At 72.2% G+C, this 16709-nt stretch carries 17 protein-coding genes; 5 read left to right on the forward strand and 12 right to left on the reverse strand.

Features of this window, described 5'->3' with window-relative positions:
* Window positions 1-31: 31 nt before the first annotated feature.
* Both SNOUR_RS13055 and SNOUR_RS13060 read right to left on the reverse strand, forming a co-directional pair.
* On the reverse strand, window positions 32-3019 hold the full coding sequence (locus tag SNOUR_RS13055; RefSeq protein WP_067346657.1) for a helicase-related protein: 2988 nt from the start codon (window positions 3017-3019) through the stop codon (window positions 32-34).
* A 108-nt stretch (window positions 3020-3127) separates the two neighbouring features.
* Window positions 3128-4819, reverse strand: a complete 1692-nt coding sequence (locus tag SNOUR_RS13060) for a fatty acid kinase ATP-binding subunit FakA (RefSeq protein WP_079143416.1) — start codon at window positions 4817-4819, stop codon at window positions 3128-3130.
* A gap of 206 nt (window positions 4820-5025) precedes the next feature.
* Between SNOUR_RS13060 and rpmB the strand changes: the two genes are divergently transcribed.
* The gene (gene rpmB / locus SNOUR_RS13065; RefSeq protein WP_043266286.1) at window positions 5026-5211 is read left to right on the forward strand and encodes a 50S ribosomal protein L28; all 186 of its coding nucleotides are present in this window, start codon (window positions 5026-5028) and stop codon (window positions 5209-5211) included.
* Window positions 5212-5349: 138 nt separating this feature from the next.
* Here the strand turns inward: rpmB and thiD are convergent, their stop codons facing one another.
* Window positions 5350-6168, reverse strand: coding sequence for a bifunctional hydroxymethylpyrimidine kinase/phosphomethylpyrimidine kinase (thiD, locus tag SNOUR_RS13070; RefSeq protein WP_079142585.1), 819 nt, complete (start codon window positions 6166-6168; stop codon window positions 5350-5352).
* A gap of 9 nt (window positions 6169-6177) precedes the next feature.
* Entirely contained in the window at window positions 6178-7146 is a 969-nt protein-coding gene (locus SNOUR_RS13075; RefSeq protein WP_067346661.1) for a thiamine-phosphate kinase, read from the reverse strand.
* A 157-nt stretch (window positions 7147-7303) separates the two neighbouring features.
* Here SNOUR_RS13075 and SNOUR_RS13080 point away from each other — a divergent pair, with 157 nt between their 5' ends.
* Window positions 7304-7537 carry an Lrp/AsnC family transcriptional regulator gene (locus SNOUR_RS13080; RefSeq protein WP_039632455.1) on the forward strand — a complete coding sequence of 78 codons (234 nt, stop codon included), beginning with the start codon at window positions 7304-7306 and terminating at the stop codon, window positions 7535-7537.
* Between the two features lie 9 nt (window positions 7538-7546).
* Window positions 7547-8041 carry a DUF3515 domain-containing protein gene (locus SNOUR_RS13085; RefSeq protein ID WP_067346663.1) on the forward strand — a complete coding sequence of 165 codons (495 nt, stop codon included), beginning with the start codon at window positions 7547-7549 and terminating at the stop codon, window positions 8039-8041.
* Window positions 8042-8239: 198 nt separating this feature from the next.
* Here SNOUR_RS13085 and SNOUR_RS13090 read toward each other — a convergent pair whose 3' ends face one another.
* The 3 genes from SNOUR_RS13090 to SNOUR_RS13100 form a co-directional block, all read right to left on the reverse strand.
* Window positions 8240-9376: a D-alanine--D-alanine ligase family protein gene (locus SNOUR_RS13090; RefSeq protein WP_067346664.1), complete on the reverse strand. Its 1137-nt coding sequence runs from the start codon at window positions 9374-9376 to the stop codon at window positions 8240-8242.
* Between the two features lie 94 nt (window positions 9377-9470).
* Window positions 9471-10472 (reverse strand): NAD(P)H-dependent glycerol-3-phosphate dehydrogenase, encoded by a 1002-nt coding sequence (locus SNOUR_RS13095; protein WP_067346666.1) that lies wholly within the window; start codon window positions 10470-10472, stop codon window positions 9471-9473.
* Window positions 10469-11335 (reverse strand): lysophospholipid acyltransferase family protein, encoded by an 867-nt coding sequence (locus tag SNOUR_RS13100; protein WP_067346668.1) that lies wholly within the window; start codon window positions 11333-11335, stop codon window positions 10469-10471. Before SNOUR_RS13100 ends, SNOUR_RS13095 begins: the two co-directional genes overlap by 4 nt.
* 140 nt (window positions 11336-11475) lie before the next feature.
* Between SNOUR_RS13100 and cofC the strand changes: the two genes are divergently transcribed.
* The gene (gene cofC / locus SNOUR_RS13105) at window positions 11476-12243 is read left to right on the forward strand and encodes a 2-phospho-L-lactate guanylyltransferase (protein WP_312632560.1); all 768 of its coding nucleotides are present in this window, start codon (window positions 11476-11478) and stop codon (window positions 12241-12243) included.
* Here cofC and SNOUR_RS13110 read toward each other — a convergent pair.
* The 5 genes from SNOUR_RS13110 to leuC all read right to left on the reverse strand — a co-directional run bounded on the left by SNOUR_RS13110 (window position 12224) and on the right by leuC (window position 15725).
* Window positions 12224-12427: a hypothetical protein gene (locus tag SNOUR_RS13110; protein ID WP_067346672.1), complete on the reverse strand. Its 204-nt coding sequence runs from the start codon at window positions 12425-12427 to the stop codon at window positions 12224-12226. The two genes, cofC and SNOUR_RS13110, sit on opposite strands and share 20 nt — an antisense overlap.
* Before the next feature lie 100 nt (window positions 12428-12527).
* Window positions 12528-13187 (reverse strand): HU family DNA-binding protein, encoded by a 660-nt coding sequence (locus SNOUR_RS13115; RefSeq protein ID WP_067346674.1) that lies wholly within the window; start codon window positions 13185-13187, stop codon window positions 12528-12530.
* A gap of 125 nt (window positions 13188-13312) precedes the next feature.
* Window positions 13313-13558, reverse strand: coding sequence for an SCO5555 family protein (locus tag SNOUR_RS13120; RefSeq protein ID WP_039632468.1), 246 nt, complete (start codon window positions 13556-13558; stop codon window positions 13313-13315).
* A gap of 136 nt (window positions 13559-13694) precedes the next feature.
* Window positions 13695-14288 (reverse strand): 3-isopropylmalate dehydratase small subunit, encoded by a 594-nt coding sequence (gene leuD / locus SNOUR_RS13125; RefSeq protein WP_067346675.1) that lies wholly within the window; start codon window positions 14286-14288, stop codon window positions 13695-13697.
* A gap of 3 nt (window positions 14289-14291) precedes the next feature.
* Window positions 14292-15725 (reverse strand): 3-isopropylmalate dehydratase large subunit, encoded by a 1434-nt coding sequence (gene leuC, locus SNOUR_RS13130; RefSeq protein WP_067346677.1) that lies wholly within the window; start codon window positions 15723-15725, stop codon window positions 14292-14294.
* Between the two features lie 173 nt (window positions 15726-15898).
* Between leuC and ndgR the strand changes: the two genes are divergently transcribed.
* The gene (gene ndgR, locus SNOUR_RS13135; RefSeq protein ID WP_018541140.1) at window positions 15899-16618 is read left to right on the forward strand and encodes an IclR family transcriptional regulator NdgR; all 720 of its coding nucleotides are present in this window, start codon (window positions 15899-15901) and stop codon (window positions 16616-16618) included.
* Window positions 16619-16709: the final 91 nt, after the last annotated feature.

Consider the following 16709-nt stretch of genomic DNA (forward strand, 5'->3'; position numbering starts at 1 on the left):
CCTGTGCCCATGGCTCGACCTTTGTCCGGATTCAGCCCTTGTCCAGATAGCTCTCCCGTTCGTCGTCCAACAGGGCGGACAGTGCGGTCCGCAGTTCGGGGCAGCCGGTCAGCTCCGGGTCGGCGGCGACCAGGGCGGTGGCCTCCTCACGGGCCGCCGTGATCACCTCCTCGTCGTCGATGACCGCGAGCATCCGCAGCGAGGAGCGGACGCCGGACTGCGCCTGGCCCAGGACGTCGCCCTCGCGCCGCTGTTCCAGGTCGATGCGGGAGAGTTCGAAGCCGTCGAGGGTGGCGGCGACCGCGGCGAGCCGGGCGCGGGCCGGACTGGCCTCGGGCATCTCGCTGACCAGCAGGCACAGGCCGGGCGCCGAGCCGCGGCCGACCCGGCCGCGGAGCTGGTGGAGCTGGGAGACGCCGAAGCGGTCCGCGTCCATGATCACCATGACGGTGGCGTTGGGGACGTTGACGCCGACCTCGATGACCGTGGTGGCGACCAGCACGTCCAACTCGCCGGCGGCGAACCGGCGCATCACGTCGTCCTTGTCGTCCGGGGCCATCCGGCCGTGCAGCACCGCCACCCGCAGGCCGGCGAGCGGGCCCTTGCCCAGTTGCTCGGCGATGTCGAGGACGGCCAGCGGGGGGCGCTTCTCGGCCAGGTCCTCCGGCGAACTCGGCTGCGCCGCCGGGTCCTTGGCCTTCTTGCCCTTGGGTGCCGGGGCCTCCTCGTCGTCGCCGATCCGCGGGCAGACCACATACGCCTGGTGGCCGGCGGCCACCTCCTCCCGGACCCGCTCCCAGGCGCGGGCGAGGAAGTGCGGCTTGTCCTTGGCGGGCACCACGTGGCTGGCGATCGGCGAGCGGCCGGCGGGGAGCTGGTCCAGCACCGAGGTCTCCAGGTCGCCGAAGACGGTCATCGCGACCGTCCGCGGGATCGGCGTCGCGGTCATCACCAGCAGGTGCGGCGGTTGCTTGCCCTTGGAGCGCAGGGCGTCGCGCTGCTCGACACCAAAGCGGTGCTGCTCGTCGACGACCACCAGGCCCAGGTCGTGGAACTGCACCACGTCCTCGATCAGCGCATGCGTCCCGATCACGACGCCGGCCTCGCCGGTGACCAGGTCGAGCAGCGCCTGACGGCGGGCCGCGGCGCCCATCGAACCGGTCAGCAGCACCACCTTGGTGCCCTGCTCCGCGCCCCCGAGCAAGCCGCCCTCGGCCAGGTCGCCCATCATCTCCGTGACGGAGCGGTGGTGCTGCTGGGCCAGCACCTCGGTGGGAGCGAGCATCGCCGCCTGGCCACCGCTGTCGACGACGCCGAGCATGGCGCGCAGCGCGACCATGGTGTTGTGGGTGACCGTGAAGTGGTCGGTCACATAGGCGTGGGAGGGGTGCGCGACGCTGATGCACTGGACGGGCCTGCGGCCGACGTGCTCGACGGCCAGGACGGTGCGCCGGAAGGCGTCGCCGCCGGATCCTTCCTCGGGGACCGCGACCGTGACGTCGTGACCGCCGCCGGCCGCCGGGGCGCTGCGGGCCGTGCCGCCCAGGGAGCGCGCCAGCCAGGCGAGGTCGGCGGCCAACGGGGCCGGGGCGGCGCGGAAGAGCCGGGCGGCACCGTCGGTGCCGAGGGGGTCGCCGCCGGCGTCCAACAGGCCGGTGAGCAGCGCCCGGCGGTCCTTGACGGGGGCGTTGCGGTAGGCGTCGGGGACGGCGCGGCCGGCCGGCGCGGCGCCGCCCGCGCCCACGGTGCGGCCCAGCTCGTACGCGTCGAGCGGGCGCGGGCCGCCGTCGTCGAGGTCCACCGGGGTGGCCGGGGCGATCGACCAGCGCGGCCGGCCGTCGTCGTCCAGCAGGTCGGCCCGCAGCGCGCGGGTGGTCAGCACCCGCTCCCCGGTGGCCCTGGACGAGACGATCCACAGGTGCTCGTCGTCGCACTCGACGGTGCTGCCGTCGGACAGCACCAGCCGCCACACCTCCCGCTCGCCCTGCGGGAACACCCCGTCCACCAGGGCGGTCCCGCCGCTGGGCACCACCACTTCGGTGCCCGGCGCCATCTCTCCCATGGGGCGGAAGCCGCGCGGGGTGAGCACCAGGGCGTCCAGCGGCTGGGCCTTGCCGGAGCCGACCTCGCCCTGGAGGAGGCGGTGCATCGGGTGCTCGGTCGCCAGGTCGTCGAAGATCTCCCGGCTGACCTTCGTCTGGCCCTCGGTGAGCGTGAAGGGCAGCCGGGCGTCGAACGCGTCGAGGATGCCGCCCTGGATCAACCTCCGCGGCACGGCGGGGAGTTGGGCGTCGGCGAAGCGGCGGCGGGCGAGCGCGACCTGCAGGACGAACGCCTCGTCCCACTTCAGCCGCGCCCGGGCGTCGGCGATGTCGGCCTTGGTGCCGGGGCGGTGGATCTTCAGCAGCGCCTCGGTGAGCGGGATCAGGGCGCGGCCCTCGCGCAGCCCGGGGGGCAGCGGGTCCACCGCGTCCTGGGCGCTGGGCAGCACCGCGTCCACCGCCTTGGCGATCTTCCAGGAGGCCATCTGCTGGCACGCCGGATAGATCGGCATGAGCTGATTGGCGAAGGCGTCGACGACGCCGTTGTCGGCGTCCCGGTCGAGGAGTTCGTATTCGGGGTGGGCCAGTTGGAGCTTGCGGTTGAAGACCGAGACCTTGCCCGCGAACATCGCGCGCCTCCCGGGCAACAGGTCCTTCTGCGGCTTGTGGATGCCCTTGCCGAAGAAGACCAGCTGGAGCCGGCCGCTGCCGTCCGTGAGCGTCACCTCCAGCCGCTGTCCGCGGCCGTGGTTGAAGGTGAGGACGCGGGCGTCGGCGACCTGGGCGACGACCGTGACGTGCTCGTCCAGCGGCAGGTCGGAGAGCCGGGTCAGCTCACCGCGCTCGGCATAGCGCCGCGGATAGTGGTGCAGCAGATCGCCGACCGTTTCCAGGCCGAGGTGTTCGGCCAGGACCTTCGCGGTGGTGCCGCCGAGGATTTTCTTCAGGGGTTCGTCGAGCGCTGCCACGCGTTCCATTGCACACCACGCCACTGACAACGAGCCACCGACGCCGCTTTCCGCGGCCGGGAATTCCGGAACCGGACGGCATTCCGGTCGGCCTTCTCGATACCCGGGTGCGGCGCGCTATTCCACGCCGATCAACAGCGGCGCCGCGTATTCGCCGCCTTCGTAGACGACGGTGTCCACCGCGAGATGGCGTTCGCGCACATGCCGCTCCAGCCGTTCGCCGAGCGCCTCGGGTACGTCCGCGCCGAGGACCAGGGTGACCAGTTCGCCGCCGGCGGAGAGCATCCGGTCGAGCACCGTCATCGCGGTGCGGGCCAGGTCGGGCCCGATCACCGCGACATCGCCGTCGATCAGGCCGAGCACGTCCCCGGCCTGGCAGACCCCGGCCATCGTCCAGGACCGGTGCTCGGCGACGGCCAGCTCGGCGTAGCGGGTGGCGCCGGCCGCCGCGGTCATCGCGACCACGTCCTCGTCGAAGCTGCGGCCCGGCTCGTGCACCGCCAGCGCGGCGAGGCCCTGGACGGCGGAGCGGGTGGGGATGACGGCGACCCGTACACCCTCGGCGCGGGCCTGCTCGGCGGCGGCCGCCGCGGTGTGCCGCAGCTCGGGATCGTTGGGCAGCAGCATCACCTCGCGGGCGCGGGCCTGCCGGATCGCCTGGACCAGTTCGCCGCTGGCCGGCGGCTCCCCCGGGCGTACCGTCACCGTCGTCGCGCCGGCCCCGGCGCAGAGTCCGGCGAGCCCGGTGCCCGGCACCACCGCGACGACGGACCGGGCCGCCAGCGCGGGCTCCTTGGCCCGGGGGCCCGCGCCGAAGTGGGTGATCCGGATCCGGTACGGACGGCCGGCCTCGATGCCGGCCTCCACCGCGGCCCCGGCGTCGTCGACGTGCACATGGACGTTCCACAGACCGTCCCCGCCGACCACCACCAGCGAGTCGCCGAGCCGGTCGAGCCGGGCCCGCAACCGGGCCACCTCGGCGTCCCCGGCCTCCAGCAGGTAGATCACCTCGAAGGCGGGCCCGCCGGCATGCGGGTCGGCGCAGCCCTCCGTCTCCCGGCCCGCCGCCGCGCAACCGAACGGCTCGGGCAGCGGGCCGCCGACCCGTACGGCGACGGGGACGGCGGTGACCTCCCCGGACAGGGCGTCGGCGAGCGCGCCCAACAGGGCCACCAGCCCGCAGCCGCCGGCGTCCACCACCCCCGCCTTCCTCAGCACCGCGAGCTGGCCGGGAGTGGCCTCCAGCGCCTCGGCCGCGCCCCGGTGGGCGGCCCGGGCGACCTCCGCGACCCCGGCGGCCCCGCCGGCGGTCCGCTCGGCGGCGCCGGCCGCGGCGGTCGCCACGGTCAGCACGGTGCCCTCCACGGGGTGTGCGACCGCCTCGTAGGCCGCCGTCGCGGCCCGGCGCAGCGCCCGCCGCAGCGCCTCCGCAGCGCCCGTCTCCCCGGCCGGGGCGGCGACCAGCACCTGGGCCATGCCGCGCAGCAGCTGGGCCAGGATGGTGCCGGAGTTGCCGCGCGCCCCGATGAGAGCGCCGTGCGCCATCGCACCCACGGCGTCGGCGAGCGCGGGGGCGGTGCCGGCGGAACCGTGACCGTCGAAGGCGGCCTCGACCGCGCGGGCGGCCGATTCCAGCGTCAGGTAGAGGTTGGTGCCGGTGTCGCCGTCGGCGACCGGGTAGACGTTGATCGCGTCGATCCGCTCGCGTTCCCGTCCGAGCGCCTCCAGGGCCAACCCGCACCAGGTGCGGACGGCGGCGGCGTCGAGCGGGTAGGGCACGTCGTCCTCCTGGAGGGTCGCGGGATGCACCCGCACAGTAGTCGCGCTCCGGTGGGGAGGCCGGGGCGGGGGCCGGAGGGTGCGTGATAGTTTCGTCCAGAGGAAGCGGCCGTTGTATGCTGCTCCGGTTGCCCGATGAAAATCGGGCCATTCCTCTCCTGTCGGCGCCGGCACGGCCATGCACTCGGTCCGACAGGTTCTCACCGTAAGTGCATCTGAAGTCTTTGGAGTGACCCGTGGCTGCCAACTGCGACGTCTGCGGCAAGGGGCCGGGCTTCGGCAAGAGTGTCTCGCACTCGCACCGCCGCACCAACCGTCGTTGGAACCCCAACATCCAGACGGTGCGTGCAGTGGTCGGGCGCACGCCGAAGAAGCTGAACGCCTGCACCTCGTGCATCAAGGCCGGCAAGGTCTCGCGCTGACGACTTAGCCGTAGCGCAGCCCCGCCGGTTGCTTATGAAGCCGGTCCACCTCGGTGGGCCGGCTTCTGCCATTGCTCGGGGAAACCGCCCTGGCTCCGGTAGCCCCGGGAAGCACCGCGGTCGGCGCCCGCCCCGTGGTCAGTTCCCGCCGTGCAGCCGCCACCCGTGGTCGACGGGTCCGATGCCCGCGCCCAGCCGGAAGCCGGCCGCGATGGCGCCGGTGACGTACTCCTTCGCCGCCGCGGCGGCCTGCGGGACGGTGTCCCCCTGGGCGAGCCGGGCGGCCAGGGCGCTGGCGAGGGTGCATCCGGTGCCGTGGGTGTGCCGGTTGTCGTGACGGGGGGCGCGCAGCCAGTGCTCCTGGCTGCCGTCGGTGAGCAGATCCACCGCGTCGCCGGCCGCGTCCGCCGCGTCGGACGGCAGGTGGCCGCCCTTGATGAGCACCCAGCGCGGCCCGCACGCCAGGATCGCGTCGGCGGCCCGACGCATCCCGTCCGCGGTGTGCACCCGTATACCGGTGAGCTGTGTCACCTCGTCGAGGTTGGGGGTGGCGACCGTCGCGGTGGGCAGCAGCTTGCTGCGGACCGCGTCCAGCGCGGAGGCGGCGAGCAGGGCGTCGCCGTGCTTGGAGACGCCGACGGGGTCGATCACGACCGGGACGGTGAGCTCGGCGAGCAGTTCCGCGACGGTTTCCACGAGCGCGGCCGAGGAGAGCATCCCGGTCTTCACGGCCTGGACGCCGATGTCGTCGACGACGCTGCGGAACTGGGCGCGCACCGCCTCGACGGGCAGCTCCCACGCGCCCTGGACGCCCAGGGAGTTCTGGGCGGTGACGGCGGTGAGCACGCTCATGCCGTGGGTGCCCAGCGCCAGCATCGTCTTCAGGTCGGCCTGGATGCCCGCACCGCCGCCGGAGTCGGAGCCGGCGACGGTCAGCACGCGGGGAGGTGTCTGCATGCCGCGAATCTACTCGGCGTCCCCGTTGTCGCCGAAGTGGTCCCAGCCGGCCTTGGCCCAGGGGGCGCCGTCCACCGTCACCTGGGGCAGCGCCGAGGGGTTGAGGACCTCGCCGATCATCTTCCATCGGGCGGGCAGCTTCACGTCGGGCGGGAAGGTGGCCACGATGGCGTGGTCCTCGCCGCCGTTGAGCACCCACTGCATCGGGTCCACGCCGACCGCCGTGCCGATGTCGGACATCTGCGAGGGGATGTCGATGCTGGCCGAGCGCAGGTCGATGCGGACCTTGCTGGCCTCGGCGATGTGCCCGAGGTCGGCGACGAGGCCGTCGCTGACGTCGGTCATGGCGGTGGCGCCGAGCCCCGCGGCGGCCGGGCCGGCGTGGTAGGGCGGTTCGGGGCGGCGGTGGGCCTCCACGAAGGCCCGGGGGGAGCGGAAGCCGCGGGTGAGCACCGCGTGGCCGGCGGCGGACCAGCCGAGCCAGCCGGTGACCGCGACCACGTCGCCGGGCTGGGCGCCGGCCCGGGTCACCGGCTCCTGGTTGCGCAGGTCGCCGAGGGCGGTGATGGCGACGGTGATGGTGTCGCCGCGGACGACGTCCCCGCCGACCACGGCGGCGCCGGCCACCTGGCATTCGTCGCGCAGCCCGTCCATCAGCTCGGTGGCCCAGGTCGCGGGGAGTTCGGCGGGGACGACCAGGCCGAGCAGGATCGCGGTGGGCACCGCGCCCATCGCCGCGATGTCGGCGAGGTTCTGCGCGGCGGCCTTGCGGCCCACGTCGTAGGCGGTGGACCAGTCGCGGCGGAAGTGCCGTCCTTCGAGGAGAATGTCGGTACTGGCGACGACCCTGCGGTCCGGCGCGGTGACCACCGCGGCGTCGTCCCCCGGCCCGATCCGTACGGCGGGAGTGGAGGTGAGCCGGGAGGTGAGCTCTCTGATAAGCCCGAACTCCCCCAGCTCGCCCACGGTGCCCTTCATGCTGTTGCCCTTCCCATGTGTACGGACGGTCCGTACGTGGCTGACGACTGCGCCGCGCTGGCCCTGTTCACCGCGCGGGTCTCCCCGCTCCGCTCGGTGACGCGGTACCGTGGCGTCCCTTCTTCCCACATGATCCTCGTAGCCGCCTGGAGGTTCCGTGGTACAGGCTTACATCCTGATCCAGACCGAGGTCGGCAGAGCCTCGGCGGTGGCGGAGGTGATCGCGAAGATCCCCGGCGTGCTGACGGCCGAGGACGTGACCGGCCCCTATGACGTCATCGTGCGCGCGCAGGCGGACACTGTCGATGAGCTGGGTCGCATGGTGGTCGCGAAGGTCCAGCAAGTGGAAGGCATCACGCGGACGCTCACCTGCCCGGTGGTCCATATCTAGCTCCCCCGTATGCTCGGCCGGGTGATACGCGCGAGACACCGGTACCTGGCCGCCCTGCCCCTGCTCGTCACGGTGTCCGCGGTGGCGGGTTGTTCGTCCGCCCCGGAGGTGGCCGCGCCCTCCCCGACGGGTGAGGCCGCACAGCACTGCCGGGCACTCCACCGGGACCTGCCACGGACCGTGGACGGGCTGGAACGGGGTACCGCCGAGCCGGTCTCGGACTTCACTGCCATATGGGGCGATCCTGCCGTGGTGCTGCGCTGCGGGGTGCCCAAGCCTGAGGTGCTCAGGCACGGGAGTGAACATTACAACCCCAACCCCGACTCGGCGGAAGTCGACGGCGTCGAGTGGCTCTTCGAGAAGCAGGACGACGGCTACCGCTTCACGACGGTGCTGCGGAAGGTCTACGTCGAGGTGACCGTGCCGGGGAAGTACGCCCCGGAGGTCAACGTGCTGCCCGATCTCGCGGGCGCGGTGGGGAAGGCCATCCCGGCCGGGATCTAGCCGGCGCGCACGCGGCGGGCCCGTACCGCGGCGCCCGCGCGGCCGGCCGCCGCGGCGGCGTGCCGGCCGCCGCCACGGACCACTGCCGTCGCCGCGCCCGGCCGCACACCGGAATACCGCCCGCCCCGGCCGCGTTGGGCCCCGCAAGGGGCGCACCGATCCCTTAGGGGATCCGTTCGCCCGCCCCCCGGGGGCCGTTCAGCGCAAGCCCGTGGAGCGGCGCAGGGCCGCCTGCAGCAGCCGGTCGATGAGTTCCGGGTAGCCGACGCCGCTCTCCTGCCACATCCGCGGGTACATCGAGATGGGCGTGAAGCCGGGCAGCGTGTTGATCTCGTTGATCACGAACTCGCCGTTGTCCTGGAGGAAGAAGTCCGCGCGGACCAGGCCCTCGCAGGACGCCGCCTCGAAGGCAGCGATCGCCAGCTGCTGGATCTCGGCGGTCTGCCCGGGGGTCAGCGGCGCCGGCACGATGCCGGCGGCCGAGTCGATGTACTTGGCCTCGAAGTCGTAGAAGTCGTGGGCGGTGACCGGCGGGATCTCGGCCGGGACGCTGGCCCGCGGGCCGTCCTCGAACTCCAGCACCCCGCACTCGATCTCCCGGCCGCGCAGCAGCGACTCCACGATGATCTTGGGGTCGTGGCGCCGCGCCTCCTCGATCGCCTCGTCGAGCCCGGCCAGGTCGTCGACCTTGCTGATGCCCATCGACGAGCCGGCCCGGGCGGGCTTCACGAACAGCGGCCAGCCGTGCTCCCCGGCGAAGTCCACGATCTTCGTGCGGGCCGCCGCGGGGTCGTTCTCCCACTCGCGCGGGCGGATGACCTCGTACGGGCCGACCGGCAGCCCGAAGGAGGCGAACACCCGCTTCATGTAGTCCTTGTCCTGGCCGACGGCCGAGGCGAGCACGCCGGAGCCGACGTAGGGCACCCCGGACAGCTCCAGCAGGCCCTGGAGCGTGCCGTCCTCGCCGTACGGGCCGTGCAGCACGGGGAAGACGACGTCGACCTCGCCGAGCGCCTTGGGGACCGCTCCCGGCTCGCTGTAGACGACCTCACGGGAGGTGGGGTCGGCGGAGAGCACCACCGTGCCGTCGCCGCCCTCGGCGAGGTCGGCCACGCTGGGCAGCGTCCGGTCCGTGATCGCCATCCGCGCGGGGTCGTCGGCGGTCAGCGCCCAGCGTCCGTCGGGCGTGATGCCGATGGGCAGCACGTCGTACTTGTCGCGGTCGATGGCGGCCAGCACGGCTCCGGCGGTGACCACGGAGATGGCGTGCTCGGAGCTGCGGCCGCCGAACACGACGGCGACGCGGGGCTTGTGGGAGGAGGTCTCGCTGCTCATATCGGCTTGAGGGTACCTGCTGGTAGGGGCCGCGGCAGTGCTGCGGCGGCCATCGGTGGCCCGGCGGGGCGGGGGCGGGGTGACGAGCGGGCGGTCAGTGGCGCTCGGGCTTGGCGCTGCGGGACATCAGCTCCTTGAGGGCCACCAGCGGCGGCTTGCCCTCGTGGACGATCTCCACCACGGTCTCGGTGAGCGGCATGTCGACGCCGTGCCGGCGGGCCAGATCCAGCACGGACTCGCAGGACTTGACGCCCTCCGCGGTCTGCTTGGTGACCGCGATGGTCTCCGCCAGGGACATGCCGCGGCCGAGGTTGGTGCCGAAGGTGTTGTTGCGGGAGAGCGGCGAGGAGCAGGTCGCCACGAGGTCGCCCATGCCGGCCAGGCCCGCGAAGGTGTGCGCGTCGGCGCCCATCGCCAGGCCGAGCCGGGTGGTCTCGGCGAGCCCGCGGGTGATCAGCGACGCCTTGGCGTTGTCGCCCAGGCCCATGCCGGTGGCGATGCCGACCGCGAGCGCGATGACGTTCTTGACCGCGCCGCCCAGTTCGCAGCCCACCACGTCGGTGTTGGTGTACGGGCGGAAGTACGCGGTGTGACAGGCGGTCTGCAGGCGCTGGGCGACGGACTCGTCGACGCAGGCCACGACGGCCGCGGCGGGCTGCCGGGCGGCGACCTCCTTGGCGAGGTTGGGGCCGGTCAGCACCGCGACGCGTTCCGCGGGGACCTTGGCGACCTCCTCGATGACCTCGCTCATGCGCTTGGCGGTGCCCAGTTCGACGCCCTTCATCAGCGAGACCAGGACCGTGTCGGAGGGCAGCAGGGGCGCCCACTCGGCGAGGTTGGCGCGCAGCGTCTGGGAGGGCACGGCGAGGACGGTGAAGTCCGCGCCCCGGGCGGCCTCGGCGGGGTCGGTGGTGGCCCGTACGCCCGCGGGCAGCTCGACGCCCGGCAGGTAGTCCGGGTTGGTGCGGCCGGTGTTGATGGCGTCGACGAGGGCCGCTCTGCGCCCCCACAGGGTCACCTCGCATCCCGCGTCGGCGAGCACCATCGCGAATGCGGTGCCCCAGGACCCCGTGCCGAAGACGGCGCAGCGCGTCACTTGCCTTCATCCTCCTGTGCCTGCGAGTTGCTTCGGACCTGCTGCGAGGGGGCTGCCGATTCGGCCGGTTCCAGGACGGCGTCGCCGATCCGGGCCGCCTCGGCGGCCGCGGCTGCCCGGGCGGCCTCGCGGGCGGCCCGCCGCTCCCTGGCGATTTCCTTGCGGTAGTCGAACGGTTCGGCCGGCGCGGTCTCGCCGCGGATGCCCGCCAGCTCCGCGGTGATGGCGGCCATGATCCTCTCGGTCACGGCGCGCAGCACCTCGGCGGTGGGCTCCTGACCGTAGAACTCGCTGAGGTCGACCGGCGGACCGGCCTTGACCCGCAGCGTCTTGCGCGGGAAGAGCTGGAGCTTCTTCTCCTTGGCGTAGGGCGGCATCGCCTCGTTGGCGCCCCACTGGGCGACGGGGATGACCGGGGCCTTGGTCAGCAGGGCGACCCGGGCGGCGCCGGTCTTGCCCTGCATCGGCCACTGCGCGGGGTCGCGGGTGAGGGTGCCCTCGGGGTAGAAGGCGACGCATTCGCCCTTCTCGATGGCGTTCACGGCGGCCCGGAACGCGGTGGCGGCGTCGGTGGTTTCCCGGTAGACCGGGATCTGTCCCGTTCCGCGCATCATCAGGCCGACAAAGCCGCTCTTGAAGAGTCCGGCCTTGGCGAGGAATCGGGGGACCCGCCCGGTGTTGTACTGATAGTGCGCATAGGAGAGCGGATCAAGATACGAGTTGTGGTTGACCGCGGTAATAAAACCGCCGTCGGCCGGAATGTGCTCCATTCCTCGCCAGTCCCGCTTGAACAGAACCAAGAGCGGCGGTTTGCAGATGACCGCGGCCAAGCGGTACCAGAAGCCGATTCTGCGGCGGGACACTGGGACACCCTCCTTGTGGGACCTGCGAAGCTGCTGCGAGCCGGCAGCCGCACAAGTGTCGCCCCGAGTACCCGCTATGTCGAGAACACCGTAACCCCGCCACTCCGGAAAGGTTCCGGCGGCAGGTGAGAATGATCCCGATGCGAAGAGACGGAGCGGATGTGGGCTGGAGCCTCGTAGTGCCGCTGAAACCGCTGGTGCGGGCCAAGAGCAGGCTCTCCGGGGCCGCCGGCGAGGAGTTCCGCCCGAAGTTGGCGCTGGCATTCGCGCTGGACACCGTGGCCGCCGCGCTGGCCTGCGCGGACGTGCGGGATGTGGCGGTTGTCACGGACGATCCGGTGGCCGGGGAGCACTTGGCGGCGCTGGGGGCGCGCATCGTGCCGGACGCTCCGGCCAACGGACTGAATGCCGCACTGGCCCATGGCGCGGCCGTGGTAAGGGCGCGGCGGCCCGGTGCGCCGGTCGCCGCACTGAACGCCGATCTCCCGGCGCTCCGCCCGGCCGAGCTGGCGACCGTGCTCCATTCCGCCGCGCTATTTCCGCGGGCATTTCTCGCGGATGCGGCGGAAATCGGGACAACACTTCTGTCGGCGACTTCCGGTACGGAATTGGACCCGGCTTTCGGCGGCCCCTCCCGGGCCCGTCACCTGGCCTCCGGGGCGCGGGAGATCGCCGCGCCGGACGTGCCGTCGGTGCGCCAGGACGTGGACACCGGGGAGGACCTGCGGGCCGCGCTGGCCCTGGGGGTCGGCCCGCACACCGCGCGGCAGGCCCCGCGGGTCCCGGGCTGGGCGGAGTGGGCGACCGTGCTGAGCACACCGGGCCGCGCCGGCGTCCTCGGCGCCGGGGATCTGTCAGGCGCTCCGGGCGGCGTGGTGGCGCCGCAGGTCAGAGCGTCTGGAGCGTGACGAGGACGATCCGCCGGGCGTCACGCTCGCCGGTGACCTCGATGCGCACCCGCTGACCGGGGCGCAGCAGGAGCAGGCCGCCGGCGTCGAAGGCCGCCGCGTCGAAGGACAGCGGGGTCCCGTCGTCCAGCAGCACGCTGCCGGAGCGGGTCGTCTCGTCGTAGGTGTACGCGGTGGCCTGCATGGGGCAAGGGTAGACGGCGGCCCTGGTGGGCACGCACCGCGGGCCGGGCTCCCCGGAGGGAGACCGGCCCGGCGCCTGGCATGGGGTTGCCGCCGTGGAATTACCGCTTGCGGGCGGTGGTCTTCTTGGCGGTGGTCTTGCGCGCCGTGGCCTTCTTGGCAGGGGCCTTCTTCGCCGTGGCCTTCTTGGCCGGCGCGGTCTTCTTCGCCGTGGCCTTCTTCGCGGTGGTCTTCTTCGCCGCGGTGGCCTTCTTCGCCGCGGCGGCCTTCTTCGCGGGCGCCGCCTTCTTCGCCGTGGTCTTCTTCGCGGTGACCTTCTTCGCGGTGGTCTTCTTCGCCGCGGCCTTCTTCGCCGGCGCCGCCTTCTTGGCAGCGGCCTTCTTGGCGACGGCCTTCTTCGCCGCGGCCTTCTTGATGGCGGCACCGCCGGTCAGGCTGCCCTTGGGCGCCTTCTTGACGGCGACCTCGCCACCCTTGGGGAGCTTCTTCGAGCCGCTCACCAGGTCCTTGAAGCCCTGACCGGCGCGGAAACGGGGCACCGAGGTCTTCTTGACCCGCACCCGCTCACCCGTCTGCGGGTTACGCGCGTAACGGGCCGGGCGGTCCACCTTCTCGAACGAGCCGAAACCGGTGACCGAAACGCGGTCGCCCGCGACAACTGCACGGACGACTGCGTCCAGTACGGCGTCCACCGCGTCCGCGGCGTTCTGGCGGCCACCGAGCTTGTCGGCAATGGCTTCTACGAGCTGCGCCTTGTTCACGTCTTCCCCTTCGGAGACATTGCTGGAACGAAAGTTTCCAAGCTTTTTCGCACGTTAGGCAGATATATACCGCAAATCAAACACGAAACGGGCTAATCACCCTTGTGCCGCAACGGACTCGACCTTCACGGACTTCCATCGGCATGCACATCTTCGGGATAACGACCTTCGTCAAGGTCGCTCATGAACCACTCCAGACGCCTTGCCGCGTCCGCAAGATCGTGTTTAGCCGCGGCCGTGATGACGAGCAGCTTCCGGGTCAGCGCCATCCGTACGCCCTCCGGGACTTGCAGTGTCCGCACCCTTGCGTGTGCGTCCTTGAGTCGGTCGGCGACGAAACCGTAGAGCTTGAGTTGGTCGTCGCGTTCCATGCGCTAATTGTGCCATCTGCGGCGAGTTGTCGCTTCACGGGGCCTCAACGCCCGGCTCTACAAGCCGATGCGCCCCCTGCCAACTGCACAGGGGGCGCATCGTACGCAATAAGCCTTTGAGCCATAAAACCCGAGGTCAGACCTCGATGGTACGCGGCTTGAAGGAGGGCCTGTTCGCCTCGTAGGCAGCGATGTCGGACTCCTCCCGAAGGGTGAGGCTGATGTCGTCCAGACCCTCCAGCAGCCGCCAACGAGCGTTCTCGTCCAGCTCGAAGCCGGCGGTGACGCCCTCGGCACGGACCTCGCGGTTGACCAGGTCGACCGTCACCTCGGCGGTCGGGTCGGACTCCACCAGCTTCTGCAGCCGGTCCACGGTCTCCTGCGGCAGGACCACCGTCAGCAGGCCGTTCTTGAGGGAGTTGCCGCGGAAGATGTCCGCGAACCGCGAGGAGACGACGGCCTTGAAGCCGTAGTTCTGCAGCGCCCAGACGGCGTGCTCACGCGAGGAGCCGGTGCCGAAGTCGGGCCCCGCGACCAGGACGGTCGCGCCCTTGTACGCCTCCTGGTTGAGGACGAACTCCGGGTCCTTGCGCCACGCCTCGAACAGCCCGTCCTCGAAGCCGTCGCGGGTGACCTTCTTCAGCCAGTGGGCCGGGATGATCTGGTCGGTGTCGACGTTGCTGCGGCGCAGCGGAACGGCCCGGCCGGTGTGGGTGGTGAAAGCTTCCATGGTTCAGACTCCCGCGGGCGTGACGACGTCGGACTGGCCGGCCAGGTCGGCCGGTGAGGCCAGATGGCCGAGAACCGCCGTTGCGGCGGCGACCTGCGGGGAGACCAGGTGGGTGCGGCCGCCCTTGCCCTGCCGGCCCTCGAAGTTGCGGTTGGAGGTGGACGCGGAGCGCTCACCGGGCGCCAGCTGGTCGGGGTTCATGCCCAGGCACATCGAGCAGCCCGCGTGCCGCCATTCGGCGCCGGCCGCGGTGAAGACCTTGTCCAGCCCCTCCTCGACGGCCTGCAGCGCGACCCGCACCGAGCCGGGGACGATCAGCACCCGCACCCCGTCCGCGACCTTGCGGCCCTCCAGGACCGAGGCCGCCGAGCGCAGGTCCTCGATGCGGCCGTTGGTGCACGAACCTACGAAGACGGTGTCCACGGAGATCTCACGGAGCGGTTGACCGGCCGTCAACCCCATGTATTCCAGGGCCTTTTCGGCGGCGTGCCGCTCCGAGGGGTCCTCGTACGAAGCCGGGTCGGGGACGTTCGCCGAAAGGGGCGCACCCTGGCCGGGGTTGGTGCCCCAGGTGACGAACGGCGCCAGCGAAGCGGCGTCGATGACGACCTCGGCGTCGAAAACCGCGTCGTCGTCGGTGCGCAGCGTCCTCCAGTACGCCACGGCGGCGTCCCAGTCCTCGCCCTCGGGGGCGTGGTCGCGGCCCTGGAGGTAGTCGAAGGTGGTCTGGTCGGGGGCGATCATGCCGGCCCGGGCGCCCGCCTCGATCGACATGTTGCAGATGGTCATCCGGGCTTCCATCGACAGCTTCTCGATGGCCGAGCCGCGGTACTCGATGACATAGCCCTGGCCGCCGCCGGTGCCGATCTTGGCGATGATCGCCAGGATCAGGTCCTTGGCGGTGACACCGTCGGGCAGCTCGCCGTCCACGGTGATCGCCATCGTCCTGAACGGCGCCATCGGCAGCGTCTGGGTGGCCAGGACGTGCTCGACCTGGCTGGTGCCGATGCCGAACGCCAGCGCGCCGAACGCGCCGTGGGTGGAGGTGTGGCTGTCACCGCAGACGACGGTGGTGCCGGGCTGGGTCAGCCCCAACTGCGGCCCCACGACGTGGACGACACCCTGCTCGACGTCGCCCAGCGGGTGCAGTCGGACGCCGAACTCCGCGCAGTTCTTGCGCAGGGTCTCCAGCTGGGTGCGCGAGACCGGGTCGGCGATCGGCTTGTCGATGTCGAGGGTCGGGGTGTTGTGGTCCTCGGTGGCGATGGTCAGGTCCGTCCGCCGCACCTGGCGGCCGGCCTTGCGGAGGCCGTCGAACGCCTGCGGGCTGGTGACCTCGTGCAGCAGGTGCAGATCGATGAAGAGGAGGTCGGGCTCGCCTTCCGCGCGCCGGACGACGTGGTCGTCCCAGACCTTCTCCGCGAGTGTCCGTCCCATCGCTTTCCCTCCGGCCGGCCACTGTGCCGGCCTTGCTCGTCTGTGCGCGGTGACCCGCTCATATCCCCTGCGGGCCTGACGCCGGGCCCTGGTCGAGGGCCGCATCTACAGAGTGACGACTTCCATGGAAAATTGAACTTGCGTTTCACACTGTGAGACGCGAGTATCGTTGCATGGACAACTCTAGCGGCGTCGGCGTTCTCGACAAGGCAGCTCTGGTTTTGAGCGCTCTGGAGTCCGGTCCGGCCACCCTCGCCGGGCTGGTCGCGGCGACCGGGCTCGCACGACCCACGGCCCACCGGCTGGCCGTGGCACTGGAACACCACCGGATGGTGGCGAGGGACATGCAGGGCCGGTTCATCCTGGGCCCACGGCTCTCCGAGCTGGCCGCGGCGGCCGGCGAGGACCGCCTGCTGGCGACGGCCGGACCGGTGCTCACGCACCTGCGCGACGTGACGGGCGAGAGCGCCCAGCTCTATCGCCGCCAGGGCGACATGCGGATCTGCGTGGCGGCGGCGGAACGGCTGTCCGGACTGCGGGACACCGTCCCGGTGGGCTCCACGCTGACCATGAAGGCCGGCTCCTCCGCCCAGATCCTGATGGCTTGGGAGGAGCCGGAGCGGCTGCACCGGGGCCTCCAGGGCGCCCGCTTCACCGCCACCGCGCTGTCCGGCGTACGGCGCCGCGGCTGGGCCCAGTCGATCGGCGAGCGGGAGCCGGGCGTGGCCTCGGTCTCCGCGCCCGTCCGCGGCCCCTCCAACCGCGTGGTGGCCGCCGTCTCCGTCTCCGGCCCGATCGAGCGCCTGACCCGCCACCCCGGCCGGATGCACGCCCAGGCCGTCATCGACGCCGCCGCCCGCCTCTCCGAGGGCCTGCGCCGCAACGGCGGCTGAGCCCCGCCGGCCGGCCCCGCTCCCCCGCGGCGGCCGGCCGGCGCACTCCCCGACGCGCCGCCCCGCTCGCCCAACTGCCCACCCGCCGCGG

The sequence above is a fragment of the Streptomyces noursei ATCC 11455 genome (assembly GCF_001704275.1).
In the GTDB taxonomy this organism is placed as follows: domain Bacteria; phylum Actinomycetota; class Actinomycetes; order Streptomycetales; family Streptomycetaceae; genus Streptomyces; species Streptomyces noursei.

Bases quoted from the DNA above. Each gene is read 5' to 3' on its own strand.
- SNOUR_RS13110 (WP_067346672.1), bottom strand. From the start codon at position 12,427: ATGCAGGCCACCGCGTACACCTACGACGAGACGACCCGCTCCGGCAGC.
- SNOUR_RS13075 (WP_067346661.1), bottom strand. From the start codon at position 7,146: ATGAAGGGCACCGTGGGCGAGCTGGGGGAGTTCGGGCTTATCAGAGAG.
- SNOUR_RS13120 (WP_039632468.1), bottom strand. From the start codon at position 13,558: ATGGAACGCGACGACCAACTCAAGCTCTACGGTTTCGTCGCCGACCGA.
- leuC (WP_067346677.1), bottom strand. From the start codon at position 15,725: ATGGGACGGACACTCGCGGAGAAGGTCTGGGACGACCACGTCGTCCGG.
- thiD (WP_079142585.1), bottom strand. From the start codon at position 6,168: ATGCAGACACCTCCCCGCGTGCTGACCGTCGCCGGCTCCGACTCCGGC.
- SNOUR_RS13090 (WP_067346664.1), bottom strand. From the start codon at position 9,376: ATGAGCAGCGAGACCTCCTCCCACAAGCCCCGCGTCGCCGTCGTGTTC.
- SNOUR_RS13055 (WP_067346657.1), bottom strand. From the start codon at position 3,019: ATGGAACGCGTGGCAGCGCTCGACGAACCCCTGAAGAAAATCCTCGGC.
- cofC (WP_312632560.1), top strand. From the start codon at position 11,476: ATGCGAAGAGACGGAGCGGATGTGGGCTGGAGCCTCGTAGTGCCGCTG.
- leuD (WP_067346675.1), bottom strand. From the start codon at position 14,288: ATGGAAGCTTTCACCACCCACACCGGCCGGGCCGTTCCGCTGCGCCGC.
- SNOUR_RS13085 (WP_067346663.1), top strand. From the start codon at position 7,547: ATGCTCGGCCGGGTGATACGCGCGAGACACCGGTACCTGGCCGCCCTG.
- ndgR (WP_018541140.1), top strand. From the start codon at position 15,899: ATGGACAACTCTAGCGGCGTCGGCGTTCTCGACAAGGCAGCTCTGGTT.